This is a genomic window from Variovorax sp. Soil_C_39 (assembly GCF_057656815.1).
In genome coordinates this window covers 33390-47526 of the sequence record NZ_JBDGJQ010000005.1, presented here as the reverse complement: position 1 = coordinate 47526, position 14137 = coordinate 33390, and the positions used below count along the sequence as shown (strand labels likewise).

General features: G+C 68.1%; 11 protein-coding genes. 6 read left to right on the top strand and 5 right to left on the bottom strand.

All coding sequences use genetic code 11. The annotated features are described in order from the left end of the window. Nucleotides 1–95 precede the first annotated feature (95 nt). On the top strand, nucleotides 96–272 hold the full coding sequence (locus AC3A6J_RS14435; RefSeq protein ID WP_487860648.1) for a hypothetical protein: 177 nt from the start codon (nucleotides 96–98) through the stop codon (nucleotides 270–272). 10 nt (nucleotides 273–282) lie between these two features. Here the strand turns inward: AC3A6J_RS14435 and AC3A6J_RS14430 are convergent, their stop codons facing one another. Continuing rightward, nucleotides 283–1269, bottom strand: coding sequence for a LysR family transcriptional regulator (locus tag AC3A6J_RS14430; protein ID WP_487860647.1), 987 nt, complete (start codon nucleotides 1267–1269; stop codon nucleotides 283–285). A gap of 106 nt (nucleotides 1270–1375) precedes the next feature. On the opposite strand from AC3A6J_RS14430, the gene AC3A6J_RS14425 reads away from it, so the two are divergent. After that, nucleotides 1376–1915 (top strand): hypothetical protein, encoded by a 540-nt coding sequence (locus AC3A6J_RS14425; RefSeq protein WP_487860646.1) that lies wholly within the window; start codon nucleotides 1376–1378, stop codon nucleotides 1913–1915. Between the two features lie 67 nt (nucleotides 1916–1982). On the opposite strand, the gene AC3A6J_RS14420 is transcribed toward AC3A6J_RS14425, so the two are convergent. From AC3A6J_RS14420 to AC3A6J_RS14410, 3 genes are all read right to left on the bottom strand, one after another. Then, nucleotides 1983–3851 (bottom strand): phosphoenolpyruvate carboxykinase (GTP), encoded by a 1869-nt coding sequence (locus AC3A6J_RS14420; RefSeq protein ID WP_487860645.1) that lies wholly within the window; start codon nucleotides 3849–3851, stop codon nucleotides 1983–1985. 146 nt (nucleotides 3852–3997) lie between these two features. Further along, nucleotides 3998–4150, bottom strand: coding sequence for a hypothetical protein (locus tag AC3A6J_RS14415; protein WP_487860644.1), 153 nt, complete (start codon nucleotides 4148–4150; stop codon nucleotides 3998–4000). Nucleotides 4151–4243: 93 nt separating this feature from the next. Beyond that, on the bottom strand, nucleotides 4244–5443 hold the full coding sequence (locus AC3A6J_RS14410; protein WP_487860643.1) for a threonine ammonia-lyase: 1200 nt from the start codon (nucleotides 5441–5443) through the stop codon (nucleotides 4244–4246). A 118-nt stretch (nucleotides 5444–5561) separates the two neighbouring features. Here AC3A6J_RS14410 and AC3A6J_RS14405 point away from each other — a divergent pair, with 118 nt between their 5' ends. From AC3A6J_RS14405 to AC3A6J_RS14395, 3 genes are all read left to right on the top strand, one after another. Continuing rightward, on the top strand, nucleotides 5562–7886 hold the full coding sequence (locus tag AC3A6J_RS14405; protein WP_487861087.1) for an ATP-binding protein: 2325 nt from the start codon (nucleotides 5562–5564) through the stop codon (nucleotides 7884–7886). Nucleotides 7887–8018: 132 nt separating this feature from the next. Further along, a complete protein-coding gene (locus AC3A6J_RS14400; RefSeq protein ID WP_487860642.1) occupies nucleotides 8019–9614 on the top strand; it encodes a S41 family peptidase in 1596 nt (531 codons plus the stop codon). Between the two features lie 151 nt (nucleotides 9615–9765). Further along, nucleotides 9766–10935, top strand: a complete 1170-nt coding sequence (locus AC3A6J_RS14395; RefSeq protein ID WP_487860641.1) for a nucleoside hydrolase — start codon at nucleotides 9766–9768, stop codon at nucleotides 10933–10935. 6 nt (nucleotides 10936–10941) lie between these two features. On the opposite strand, the gene recQ is transcribed toward AC3A6J_RS14395, so the two are convergent. Then, nucleotides 10942–12846, bottom strand: coding sequence for a DNA helicase RecQ (recQ, locus tag AC3A6J_RS14390; protein ID WP_487860640.1), 1905 nt, complete (start codon nucleotides 12844–12846; stop codon nucleotides 10942–10944). 320 nt (nucleotides 12847–13166) lie between these two features. Here recQ and AC3A6J_RS14385 point away from each other — a divergent pair, with 320 nt between their 5' ends. Beyond that, entirely contained in the window at nucleotides 13167–14135 is a 969-nt protein-coding gene (locus AC3A6J_RS14385; RefSeq protein WP_487860639.1) for an ABC transporter substrate-binding protein, read from the top strand. The last annotated feature ends 2 nt before the right edge of the window (nucleotides 14136–14137 follow it).

Here is a 14137-nt window from a genome sequence, read left to right as displayed (position 1 = left end):
CACAAAGCGCATGAGGGAGGGGGTTTAAATACTAGGGATAACCCTTATTCTTGAAGCACCAACTACTTCGCGCAGCCAAAAGCAGCGCACTCGCCATGTCCAACCTCCTTGCCCAAGTGGCCCAATTCTTTCGTTCCGCCCCGGCCGATGCCCTGCCGCGCAGCCACGCCGCCACGCTGATGGAAAGCGCAGACGTGCGCGCCGGCATGAATGCGCACCAGGCGCAGGAACTGCGCATCGCCGCCAGCGCCTGGCTCAGCGTCGTTCGCTGAGCGCCTGCGTTCAGCCCTGGCCGCCCGCCTGCCGGCCCAGCGCCGGATCGGCGAACGCTGATGCGGCCGAGCGCATCAATGCGGTGCGCAGCCATTCGTGCGCGTGCCCGTGCTGGGCGCGCCGATGCCAGATCGCGTCGACATGCACCATCGGCTGGTCGAACGGCAGCTCGCGCAGCACCAGCTGGTCCTCGATGCCGGTCACGGTCACGAAGTGGCGTGGCAGCACCGTCAGCAGATCCGAGTTGGCCACCACCCGGCCGGCCGTGAAGAACTGGTTCACCGTCACCACGATATGCCGCTCGCGCCCCAGCGCGCCGAGCGTCTGGTCGATGAAGCCGTAGGGCCGGCCCGAAAAGCTCACCAGCAGGTGCCGTGCGGCGCAGTAGCCGTCGAGCGTGAGCGGCGTGTCGGCCAGCGGGTGCCCGCGCCGCATCACGCAGACGTACTGGCCCAGGTAGAGCCGCTGGGTCTCGAACGCCACCCCTGCGCCCGACTGGCCCCGGGCGGCGAGGCTGGCGATCACGGCCGGGAAGTAGCCCACCGCCATGTCGACTTCTTCCTGCTCGAGCATGCGGCGCGGATCGCGTGTGGTCAGCGGCAGCACGCGCAGCGAGATGGCGGGCGCTTCCCTCTCGACGATCTGCACCAGGCCTGGAATGAGCTCGGCCGCGGTCGCGTCGGCCATGGCCAGAACGAAGGTGCTGTCGGCCGAGGCCGCGTCGAATTCGCCCGGCGCCAGCGTGTGCTGCAGCTGCCGCAGCGCGTCGCGCACCGTGGGCCAGAGCGCCAGCGCGCGCGGCGTGGGCTCGACGCCGGCGCCCGCGCGCGTCACGAGTTCGTCGCCCAGGGCGTCGCGCAACCGGCGCAGGGCATTGCTCACGGCCGGCTGGGTGATCGACAGATTGCGCGCGGCGCGCGTCAGGTTGCGCTCCGCCATCACTTCGTCGAAGACGCGCAGCAGGTTGAGGTCGAGGGTACGGAAATTGACGTCCATCAGTGTTGTGAATGATAAACATCAGAAAGATAAAGTAGCCAAACACTAGGGCAAACCCTAATATCACCCCATCGACACCGTAATTCATCCCTAGGAGGGATTCATCATGACCAGCTTCGTCCACGTTGACCAACCCACTTCCCATCCCGGCGTCGATCGCGCCGAGGTTCTGTTTGCCCGCCTGAAGGCTGCCCGCGCGGGCGCCAACGGTTCGCGTCCCCTGATCGTCCTCCTGATCGTCGCAGCGCTTGCCGCCGCGGCGGTGGTGGCCGACAACCTCGTCACCCATTGGGACGAAGGCGCGCTGCTCGCCGGCTGGGCCGTGCTCTGCGGCGCCGTGTTCGCCGGCATCGCGCTGTTCGCCGGTTCGCTGTGCGACACGGTGGCAGGCACCTGGAACGCTGCGGCCCACCGCCGCGCCGCGGCCCGTGCCGATGCCCGTTTCCTCGAAACCGCCAAGAACGACCCGCGCATCATGCAGGAGCTGCAGGCCGCCACGTGGCGCCACGAGTCCGAAGGCAAGGTTCCGGCCGCTGCCGCCGCCAAGGTCGATGCGCTGGCCCGCATGGCCGAAAGCGCCCGCGAAGCCCGCATGCCGACGATCTACGACGCCATGCGCCGCATGAACAGCTCGCGCTACTACTGATCGACCGGCCGCGAGGCCCCAATGAAAAAGCCGCCCGGCGAGGGCGGCTTTTTTTTGCCTTGGCCAATCAGGCCGCGAGTCGCTGCTCGATGGCGGCCCGGGTCTCGGGCAGCTCCTTCGGCAGGTGGTGCTTGAGCTGTTCGAACAGCTCGGCATGCAGCTTCAGCTCGGCCTCCCAGGCGGCCTTGTCGATGCTGGTGACGCTCTTGAACTGCTCGGCGCTGAAGTCCAGGCCGGTCCAATTGAGCTCTTCGTAGCGCGGGCTGACGCCGAACACATGGTCGACGCCCTCGGCCTTGCCCTCGATGCGGTCGATCATCCACTTGAGCACGCGCATGTTCTCGCCATAGCCGGGCCAGACGAACTTGCCGTCGGCGCCCTTGCGGAACCAGTTGGTGGTGAAGATGCGCGGCTGCTTGGCGCCCGAGGCCTCGAGCTTCTTGCCCAGATCGAGCCAGTGCTGGAAGTAGTCGCTCATGTTGTAGCCCATGAAGGCCAGCATCGCGAACGGGTCGCGGCGCACCACGCCCACCTGGCCGACGATGGCGGCGGTGGTCTCGGAGCCCATGGTGGCGGCCATGTAGACGCCTTCGGTCCAGTTGCGGCCTTCGGTGACCAGCGGCACCGTGGTCGAGCGGCGGCCGCCGAAGATGAAGGCATCGATCGGCACGCCGGCCGGATCGTCCCAGGCCGGGTCGAGCGCCGGGTTGTTGGTGGCGGCCACGGTGAAGCGCGAGTTCGGGTGCGCGGCCTTGGCGCCGGTTTCCTTGGCGATGGCCGGGGACCAGTCCTTGCCCTGCCAGTCGATCAGGTGCTCGGGCAGCTGCTTGCCGGGCACGTCGTCCTCGAGGCCTTCCCACCAGACGTCGCCGTCGTCGGTGAGCGCCACGTTGGTGAAGATCACGTCGCGGTCCAGGCTCTTCAGGCAATTCGGGTTGGTCTTGAGGTTGGTGCCGGGGGCCACGCCGAAGTAGCCGGCTTCGGGGTTGATGGCGTACATGCGGCCATCCTTGCCGGGCTTGATCCAGGCGATGTCGTCGCCGATGGTGGTGACCTTCCAGCCTTCGAAGCCGGCCGGCGGCACGAGCATCGAGAAGTTGGTCTTGCCGCAGGCCGACGGGAACGCGGCGGCCACGTGGTACTTCTTGCCCTCGGGCGAGGTCACGCCGAGGATCAGCATGTGCTCGGCCAGCCAGCCTTCGTCGCGGCCCATGGTCGAGGCGATGCGCAGCGCGAAGCACTTCTTGCCGAGCAGCGCGTTGCCGCCGTAGCCCGAGCCGTAGCTCCAGATCTCGCGCGTCTCGGGGTAGTGGACGATGTACTTTGTCTTGTTGCAGGGCCAGGAGACGTCCTTCTGGCCGGGCTCGAGCGGCGCGCCCACGGTGTGCACGCAGGGCACGAACTCGCCGTCGGCGCCGAGCACGTCGTACACGGCCTTGCCCATGCGGGTCATGATGCGCATGTTGACGGCCACGTAGGGGCTGTCGGAGAGCTCGATGCCGATGTGGGCGATGGGCGAGCCGAGCGGGCCCATGCTGAACGGCACCACGTACATGGTGCGGCCCTTCATGCAGCCGTCGAACAGCGGCTGCAGCGTGGCGCGCATCTCGGCCGGGGCCATCCAGTTGTTGGTGGGGCCGGCGCTTTCCTTCTGCTCGGAGCAAATGAAGGTGCGGTCCTCGACGCGTGCGACGTCGCTCGGGTCGGACAGTGCGAGGAAGGAATCCGGGCGCTTGGCCGGGTTGAGCTTCTTGAAGGTGCCCGCGTCGACCAGTTTCTGGCAGAGGCGGTCGTACTCTTCCTTGCTGCCGTCGCACCAGTAGATGGACTCGGGTTTGCAGAGCGCGGCCATTTCGGCCACCCAGGCAATCAGTTTCGCGTTCTTGACGTATGAGGGTGCCTGAATGGCGAGGCCCTGCATCGTGGGTGCGTTCATCGGAAATCTCCTAAGTTGAAAAATCGTCTTTCCGAACGGGACGCCGTACCGGCATGGCACGGAGGTCCGTTTGAGAAAACGTTTCGCCTCGCGGAGACTGCGTCACCCGGGGCCACCCGGCCCACGGACGAAGACGCAACCGGCTGTCAGGCCAGGTAGACGGCGATCGATGCCAGGAGGAGCATCAGCACCGCGCCTGCCACGGGGAGCACGACGGGCATCAGGTGCACGACCGATTCGACGGCATCTGCTTCAACGGCCGCGGCATGGCCGGGCTCGACGGGAGTGGTGTTGGACATGGGAATACCTCGAATGCACAAAGACGGAAAAACTGCGGGCATTTTACAGATGGACCCCGTCCATCCGGTCTAGGGGGTTCCGAGCCCCCTTTTTCAGTGCTGCTCCTCGGCCTCGAAGCCGGCCTCGTGCAGCGCGCCCAGCACGCTCGCGAGGTGGGCCCGTCCGCGGGTCTGCAGCACCAGCTCGATGTCGACGTTCTGCGCCGCCAGCATGGTGAAGGCGCGCTGGTGATGGACTTCGTCGACGTTAGCGCCCGCTTCTGCCACCGTGGCGGTGATCTGGGCCAGCGAGCCCGGCACGTCGCGCGCGCTCACGCGCACGCGGGCGAGCCGGCCGGCGCGCACCATGCCGCGCTCGATGATCGCCGCGAGCAGCAGCGGGTCGATGTTGCCGCCCGAGAGCACCAGCCCCACGCGCTTGCCCTTGAAGCGCTCGGGATGCCGGATCAGCGCCGCCAGGCCGGCCGCGCCGGCGCCCTCGACCAGCGTCTTCTCGATCTCGAGCAGCATCAGCACGCCCTGCTCGATGTCGCCCTCGTCGACAAGCAGCAGGTCGTCGACGTGGCGCGCGATGATCTCGCGCGTCAGCACGCCGGGCGTTCCCACTGCGATGCCTTCGGCGATGGTGCTCTTGCCCTGCAGGTGCTGCGTGCCCTTGACTGCATTCACCATGCCGGGGAAACGCGTGGTCTGCACGCCGACGATCTCGATGCCGGGCCTGCGGTGCCGCGCCGCGACGGCCATGCCGGCGATCAGCCCGCCGCCGCCCACCGACACCACGAGCGTGTCGAGTTCGGGCACAGCATCGAGCATCTCGAGCGCCACGGTGCCCTGGCCCGCGATGATCGCTTCGTCGTCGTAGGGATGCACGAAGCTGAGGCCTTCGCGTTCGGCCAGCTCGAGCGCATGCGCGCGCGCCGCATCGAGCGTGTCGCCATGCAGCACCACCTCGGCCCCGAAGCCGCGCGTGCGCTCGATCTTCACGCCCGGCGTGAAGCGCGGCATCACGATGAGCGCGCGCAGGCCCAGGCGCTCGGCGTGGTAGGCCACACCCTGCGCATGGTTGCCGGCCGACACCGCGATCACGCCGCGGGCGCCGCCCTCGGACAGGTCGACCAGCTTGTTGCAGGCGCCGCGCTCCTTGAACGAGGCGGTGAACTGCAGGTTCTCGAACTTCAGGAACACCTGCGCGCCGACGATCTCGGAGAGCGTGCGCGACTCCACGCAGGGCGTGTCGAGCACCTGGCCCCGCAGGCGCGCCGCGGCACGCTGGATTTCTTCGATTCCAACCATGGCGGGCATTGTGGCTGGAATCGCACCATCAGGGTTTTTACCGTTCCCGCATCTTCCCGAAGCCAAAACTCTGCGCTATGGTCGCTTCAGTAATTTCCTCATGCCAGGAGGTCGGTGGATGGTCAAGCGCGCGGGTGTCGATGTGGTGGCTGCTGCTGTGCGCGGGCAGGCATTGCCGTCGCCCGGGCTCAAGGGCGCGCCGGTGCTGGAGCTCATGTGCTCGCACTTCGTGCTCACGCTGGCCGCCAAGCAGGGCCCGCGCTTCAACGTGCGCCGCGACATCAACGGCCTGCTCTCGCTGACCGGCCGCCACCTGGTGTGGCCGCTCGCGGTGCTGCAGCGGCTGAGCGAGTTCCTCGGCCGGCGCTGCGCGGGCAACGAGGCCTGGAAGGGCGTCGAAGACCTCGACGGCCGCACGCTGCTCGAGCGCCATGGCGTGTGGCGCGGCCCCTATGAGGAAGGCACGCTGTTCTTCTACCTCGACGAGTACGCGAAGGACCATCCCAAGGACCTGCTCTCGGTGCTGTCCGTCACGCGCGACTGGCTCACGCATGCGCTGCGCAAGCAGTCGACGCTGGTCGAGAAGAACATCGATGCGCTCGCCGGCCTGCTGCAGCTCAACAAGGCCGAGCGTGCGCTGCTGCTCTACGGCACGCTCGCGCGCTACCAGCGCGACCTGCGCTCGCTGCTGGTGGAGTTCAAGGTCAACAACGCGCCCGAGGCCTATGCCGCCATCGCCGACATCGCGGGCGTCAATGCAAGCGAAGTCGGCGAGGCGCTGCGTGCGGGGTCGCGGCTCGAGCGCATCGGCCTGGTCGAGAACCTGATCTCCGAGCACAACATCACCGACCTGGCCGATCTCATGAAGGTCAGCGAGAAGCTGCCGCCGGTGCTGATGCGTGAGTACCGCGACCACAACGAGCTCATGGCCGTGTTCACGCGGCCCTCCGCAAAGAGCACGCTCACGCCCCACGATTTCTCCTTCGTCGAGGAAGACGCGCAGATGCTCGTCACGCTGCTGCGTGCGGCCGTGGCGCGCAAGGAGCCTGGCGTCAACGTGCTGCTCTACGGCCCGCCCGGCACGGGCAAGACCGAACTCGCCAAGGTGGTGGCGCAGGCCGCGGGGCTCGATCTGTTCGAGGTCGAGTACGCCGACCGCGACGGCAACTCGCTGTCGGGGCGCGACCGCTACCGCTCGCTACAGATCGCGCAGGTGTTCCTCAAGGGCAGCGCCCAGGCGGCGCTGCTGTTCGACGAGGTGGAAGACGTCTTTCCGCCCATCAGCACCGAGGCCGCGCAGTTCATGGCGCGTGCCGAGCAGGTTCCGGCGCCCCCGAGCGGCAGCGTGAGCGGCAAGGCCTGGGTCAACCAGATCCTCGAGGCCAACCCCGTGCCCACGCTGTGGGTCACCAACCGCATCGAGCAGATCGACCCGGCGTTCCGGCGCCGCTTTGCCTACCACCTCGAACTCAAGTCGCCGCCGCCCGGCGCGCGCGAGCAGCTCGTCAAGAAGACGCTCGACGGCATCGTCGTGTCCGAGGCGTTCACCGCCAAGCTGGCAGAGCGCAAGGGGCTCACGCCCGCGCAGATCCGCACCGCGGTGCGCTTCGCGGGGCTGGCCTGCACCGACGGCGCGTCGATGGAGGCGCTGATCGAGCGCCAGCTGCGCAACGCCGACCTCGCGCTCGGCACGTCCGATGCCGGGCTCGGCGAGCGGCGCAACGTCACCACCTACGACCTCGACATGCTCAACGTCGAGAGCCGCTTCGAGGTGCCGCGCATCGTCGCGGCGCTCAAGGCGCGCGGCCACGGCACGCTGTGCTTCTATGGCGCGCCGGGCACCGGCAAGACCGCGCTCGCCGAGCACATCGCCCGAGCCATCGGCCGGCCGCTCATCATCAAGCAGGCCAGCGACCTCATGAGCAAGTACGTCGGCGAGACCGAGCAGAACATGGCCGCCATGTTCCGCGAGGCGGAAGCCGAAAAGGCCGTGCTGCTGCTCGACGAGGCCGACAGCTTTCTGCAGGACCGCCGCGGCGCCCAGCGCACCTACGAGGTGACCGAGGTCAACGAGATGCTGCAGGGCATGGAGCGCTTCAACGGTGTGTTCGTGTGCACCACCAACCTGCTCGAACGGCTCGACCAGGCGGCGCTCAGGCGCTTCACGTTCAAGATCAAGTTCATGCCGCTGACCGCGCAGCAGCGCGAGCGCATGTTCGTGACCGAGGCGCTCGCGGGCGATGGCGCGCTGCTCACGGGCGAGACCCGCGCGCGGCTCGCGCAACTGCGCCAGCTGTGCCCGGGCGACTTCGCTGCGGTGAAGCGGCAGACCGACATTCTGGCGGTCGAGTTCTCGGCCGCCGAATTCCTCGACCAGCTCGAGGCCGAACACCGCATCAAGCCCGAGGTGCGCGAATCGCGCGGCATGGGTTTCGTGCAGTAGGTAGCCAGGCAGCAGTGAGCGAACGCCGGCGGGGGGCCGGCCGCACGCAGAAAAAAAGAACACAGGGAACGCAGCGACAGGAGGAGGCTTTCGATGACAGAGCAAAAGACACATGCCGCAGCGGCAGGGGGCATGCCGCGTTTCACTTTATGGCGGTTCGCGGCATTCGCAGGGACGGGCCTGCTTTGCGGCGCGATCGCCGCATGCGGCGGCGGTGGGGGAGGCGGCGGCGGCGGGTTTCCGATCATCCCGGGCGGGGGCAATCCCCCGGTCGGCGACGGCGGCGGCGACGGGCCGGGCGACCCCGATGCGATCGTGGCCTCGGCGAGCGTGGCCGGCCTGTGCGCCGCGCCGCGCGCCGGCACCAATCCCGCGACCGGTGCCGCCTACCCCGACCGGCCCGGCACGCTGACCGACGAGAAGCGGTGGGTGCGCGGCTGGATCGACGAGACCTATCTCTGGTATGGCGAGGTGCCGACCACGCTCAAGGCCGCCGACTACGCCACACCGGTCGCGTATTTCAACGTGCTCAAGACGCCGGCGCTCACGCCCTCGGGTCGCGCGAAGGACCGCTACCACTACGTCGTCGACACCGAGCGCTATCGCCAGCTCTCGGAAGCCGGCGTGTCACCGAGCTACGGCATCGAGCTTGCCGTGCTGCGCAGTTCGCCGGCGCGCAACATGCGCATCGCCTTCGTCGAGCCGAACTCGCCGGCCGGCAGGGCCGGACTGCCGCGTGGCGCCAAGCTGGTGGAGGCCGACGGCGTCGATGTGGTGCGCGCCACCGGCACCGCCAACGTCAATGTGATCAATCGCGCCATCTCGCCGCAAGAAGCCGGCGAGTCGCACACCTTCGTCTTCGAGGTGGGCGGCGTGCGGCAGGCGCCGGTCCAGCTCACGGCCGAGCAGGTGCGGCGCACGCCGGTGCAGTTCGTCAAGAGCATCGACACCGGCAGCGGCCGCGTCGGGTACCTGCTCTTCAACGACCACATCACCACCTCGGAGATGCAGCTCATCAATGCGGTCAACCAGCTGCGCAACGACGGCGTGCAGGACCTGGTGCTCGACATGCGCTACAACGGCGGCGGGCAGCTCAACATCGCGAGCCGGCTCGCCTACATGGTGTCGGGGCCGGCCGCGACCGACGGCAAGGTCTTCGAGCAACTGGTGTTCAATGACAAGAACCCGTTCCACCTGCTGCCGGCGCAGACGCAGATACCGTTCTACGGCACCAGCCGCACGGGTGCGGCGCTGCCCCGGCTGGGGCTGTCGCGCGTCACCGTGCTCGTCGGTCCGGACACCTGCTCGGCCAGCGAGTCGGTCATCAACGGCCTGCGCGGCGCCGACGTGAGCGTGAACCTGGTCGGCGGTACAACCTGCGGCAAGCCTTACGGCTTCTCGCCGCAGGACAACTGCGGCACCAGCTATTTCGCGATCCAGTTCCAGGGCGTGAACGCGAAGAACTTCGGCGACTACGGCGACGGCTTCCGGCCCGACTGCGCCGTGGCCGACGACTTCGCGCATCCGCTCGGCGACCCGGCCGAGGCGCGGCTCGCCGCGGCCCTGGCGATGCGCAATGGCGGCGCCTGCCCGGCGATATCCGCCAAGACCCTGCCGGGGGTCGAGAAGCCCGGCATGTCGGAAACCGAGCCCTATTTGCGCGACCGCTCGCCGCTGCGCGAGATGCGCGTGCTCGACATGCCGGGCGCGCCGGCAGCACCGGGATGACCGGCGCCGGATTGGCGTAAACCCTGCGGTCTTTCGACTCTCTTGCTGCGCAAGCGCGCGGCCGATAGAGTGGCCTTCATCAGTAGCAAACGTTTGCGCAAACGTTTGGCATTTTGTTCTACACGGCTTCGGCCGCCATGAGGAGACCACGATGAAGATGCGAATCCAGCGCCGCCGGTGGCTCGGCGCGGCCTTGCTCGCCACGGTACTTTCGGCCTGCGGCGGGGGCGGCAGCGGCAACGACGGCTTTGCGCTCGCGCCGGGTTTCGGCGCCGCGCCGCCGCCCGCGCAGAAGATCATCATCGACAGCGACTACAACACCATGAGCGACGACGGCCAGCTCGGCGTGATGGCCGCGCAGCTCCAGGCCGAGGGCAAGGTCGAGGTCCTCGGCATCACCGTGGTGTCGGGCAACAAGTGGCTGCGCCAGGGCGTGGCCGAGGCGCTGAAATCGGTCGAGCGGCTCGGTGTGGGCCACCGCATCCCCGTGTTTGCAGGCGAGAACTACGCGTTCAACCACGACCGGGCGGCGATCGAGGCCGAGCTGGCGGCCGGGGCCGGCGGCGACGGCTATCTGGGCGCCTGGAGCACGCCCGAGCCCAAGACCGACGCCGAGCTGGCGCCGATTCCCGACGGCTTCGCCACGCACACGCAGGTGCAGCCGCGCAGCGCGGTCGACTTCATCATCGACACGGTCAAGGCGCATCCGCACGAGGTGACCCTGCTCGCGATCGGCCCACTCACCAACATCGCCAAGGCGGTGCAGCGCAGCCCCGAGATCGTGCCGTTGATCAAGCAGATCATCTACATGGGCGGCGCCGTCCATGTGCCCGGCAACACCACCAAGGCGGCGGAGTTCAACTGGTGGTTCGATCCCGACGCCGCGCAGTTCGTGGTGCGGCTGCCGATCCCGCAGGTGGTGGTGCCGCTCGACGTGACCGACACCGTGCTCATGGACAAGGCGATCTACGACCGCATTGCGCACCCGCCCCGCCCCACCGCGGTGACCGAGGCGTTTCGCCAGGAGTGGTTTGCCGCCGACTTCGAGAAGGACCCGAACCACACCTCGAACATCTGGGACACGCTGACCATCGCCTACCTGCTCGATCCCGCCTACGCGACCCAGGTCTCGGAAGAGTACGTGGACGTGATCGCGCGGCCGGGCGATCCCGAGAACGGCCGCTCGGTCGGCTACACGACGCCGCCGGCGGGCGCGCCGCTGCAGAAGATGAAGGTGGTGACGCGTTTCGACAACGCGCGGTTCTTCGCGCTCTACGTGGATCTGCTCACGCGGCCGGTGCCGGTGCGCCTGCCGCGCTGAGGCCGCCTAGAAAGCCGAGCACACCCGCAGCACCTCGCTGCCATAGGCCTCGAGCTTCTTCGTGCCGATGCCGCTGATGCCCTGCAGGTCTTCGAGCGTGGCCGGTGCGCGCTCGGCGATCGCAGCCAGGGTGGCGTCGTGGAAGATCACGTAGGCCGGCAGGTTGTGCTCGCGCGCCACCTCGGCGCGCCAGGCCTTGAGCGCCTCGAAGCGCTTCTGGCCCTCGGCGTCGAGGGCGGCCGCGGCCGGTGAGGGCGCGCCTCGCGCGGCCTTCTCGCGCCGCGCCTTGCCGCTGCGTGCGGCGGGCGACGAGATCGATTCGCGCAGCGACACCAGCGTCTCGCCGCGCAGCACAGCGCGGGAGGCTTCGGTGAGCTTGAGCGTGTTGTAGGCCTCGGCGTCGACCGCCACGGCGCCGATCGCGATGAGCTGGCGCAGCACGCCACGCAGCTGCACCTCGCTGAATTCCGCGCCGAGCCCGAAGGTGCTGATGCGCTCGTGCCCGTACTGGCGGACCTTGTCGGTCTCCTTGCCGCGCAGGATGTCCATGACATGGCCCGAACCGAAGCTGATGCCGCTTTGCTGCTGCACGCGGTACACCGTGGACAGCAGCTTGCGCGCCGCATCGGTGCCATCCCACACCTGCGGCGGATTCAGGCAGTTGTCACAGTTGCCGCAGGGCGTGCTCTTCTCGCCGAAGTAGCCCAGCAGCCGCACGCGCCGGCAGTCGCTCGCCTCGGCCAGCGAGAGCAGCGCGTCGAGCTTGCCGCGCATCACCTGCTTGAACTCCTCGCCCGCGGGGCTCTCGTCGATCATGCGGCGCTGGTTGACCACGTCCTGCAGACCGTAGGTCATCCAGGCATCGGCGGCTGCGCCGTCGCGGCCGGCGCGGCCGGTCTCCTGGTAGTAGCCCTCGATGTTCTTCGGCATGTCGAGGTGCGCCACGAAGCGCACGTCGGGCTTGTCGATGCCCATGCCGAACGCGATGGTCGCGACCATCACGATGCCTTCCTCGCGCAGGAACCGGTCCTGGTGCCGCTGGCGCACCGCTGCGTCCAGGCCCGCGTGGTAGGGCAGGGCATTGATGCCCGCGCCCTGCAGCATCACGGCCACGTCTTCCACGCGCTTGCGCGACTGGCAATAGACCACGCCCGCATCGCCCTCGTGCTCGCGTTCGATGAAGCGCAGCAGCTGCGTGGTCGCGTCCTTCTTCTCGACGATGGTGTAGCGGATGTTCGGCCGGTCGAAGCTCGAGACGAACTGGCGCGCCTCTTCGAGCTGCAGCCTCTCGACGATGTCGGCCCGCGTGAGCGCGTCGGCCGTGGCCGTGAGCGCGATCCGCGGCACGCCGGCATAGCGCTGGTGCAGCACCGTGAGCGCGCGGTACTCGGGGCGGAAGTCGTGGCCCCACTGGCTCACGCAGTGCGCCTCGTCGATCGCGAACAGCGAGAGCTTGCCGCGCGCGGCAAGCGCGTCCATCAGCTCGAGGAAGCGCGGCGTGGTCACGCGCTCGGGCGCGGCGTACAGCAGCGTGATCTCGGCGCGCGCCATGCGGCGCTCGACGTCCTGCGTCTGCTGCCAGTCGAGCGTCGAGTTGAGGAAAGCCGCGTCCACGCCGGCCTCGTGCAGTGCGCCCACCTGGTCGTGCATCAGCGCGATCAGCGGCGAGACCACCACCGCGAGGCCGTGCCCGGCGCGCTGCCGCGCGATGGCCGGGATCTGATAGCACAGCGACTTGCCGCCGCCGGTGGGCATCAGCACCAGCGCATCGCCGCCGGCCACCACATGCTCGACGATGGCTTGCTGCGGCCCGCGGAACTGCGCATAGCCGAAGACCTCGTGGAGGATGTCGGCGGGCGCGCTCGACGTGCTGTGGTCGGCGTCGGAGGGGAGGGGGGCAAGCGAGGACACGGGCGGCAGGCGGGCGGCGGAAGAACGGAACGAACGAAGGAAAAGGCGAAGAGGGAGCGCGGCCGTGGATTGTCCCCCAGCCACCAGGAAATGACCGTGGCACGAGGTTTGCAATCACAACGCCAGTCTCGAAGCCCTTCTTGTATAGACAGCAAAGTGGTGCATTGTCGTCCTGCCATGCACCGAATAGGTTCTCTCGGGTTATCCTGTATATACAAGTTGGGGCACACGGCAACAATGCGAGGCGCGCGCCACCCGGACGGACGACGGGGGCGCATCGCCGAGCCATCTCTTTCTCAAGAACGGAACCAGGAGTCCCCATGGTCAAGACGCTAGTTGTGAAGATTTCCCCGCTGCTGGCAGCGCTCGCCTGCACCGCAGGCCTGGCCGGCACGGCCGCTGCGCAGGAAACCAAGATTGCGCTCGGCATGTCGGGCTGGACCGGCTTTGCGCCGCTCACGCTGGCCGACAAGGCGGGCATCTTCAAGAAGAATGGCCTCGACGTCGAGATCAAGATGATCCCGCAGAAGGACCGGCACCTTGCGCTGGCCGCGGGCGCGATCCAGTGCGCCGCTACCACCGTGGAAACGCATGTGGCCTGGAACGCCAACGGCGTGCCGATCGTGCAGATCTTCCAGATGGACAAGTCCTACGGCGCCGATGGCATCGCGGTGCGCAACGACGTGAAGAGCTTCGCCGACCTCAAGGGCAAGACCATCGGCGTGAGCGCGCCCGGCACCGCGCCGTACTTCGGCCTGGCCTGGATGCTCAACAAGAACGGCATGACCTTGAAGGACGTGAAGACCGTCTCGCTCGAGCCGCAGCCCGCCGCGCAGGCCTTCGTGGCCGGCCAGAACGACGCGGCCATGACGTACGAGCCGTACCTGTCGACCGTGCGCGCCAATCCGGCGGCCGGCAAGATCCTGGCCACCACGCTCGACTACCCGATGGTGATGGACACCGTGGGCTGCGCGCCGACCTGGCTCAAGGCCAATCCCAAGGCCGCCGCCGCGCTCACCAAGTCGTACTTCGATGCGCTCGAGATGATCAAGGCCGACCCGGCCAAGTCGAACGAGATCATGGGCTCGGCCGTCAAGCAGAGCGGCGAACAGTTCGCCAAGTCGTCGGCCTACCTGCGCTGGCAGGACAAGGCCGCGAACCAGAAGTTCTTCGCAGGCGAGCTCATGAGCTTCATGAAGGAGGCCACGACGATCCTGCTCGAAGCCGGCGTGATCCGCAAGGCGCCCGAAGACTACGCCGCCACCTTCGATGCCAGTTTCGTCAAGTAAGG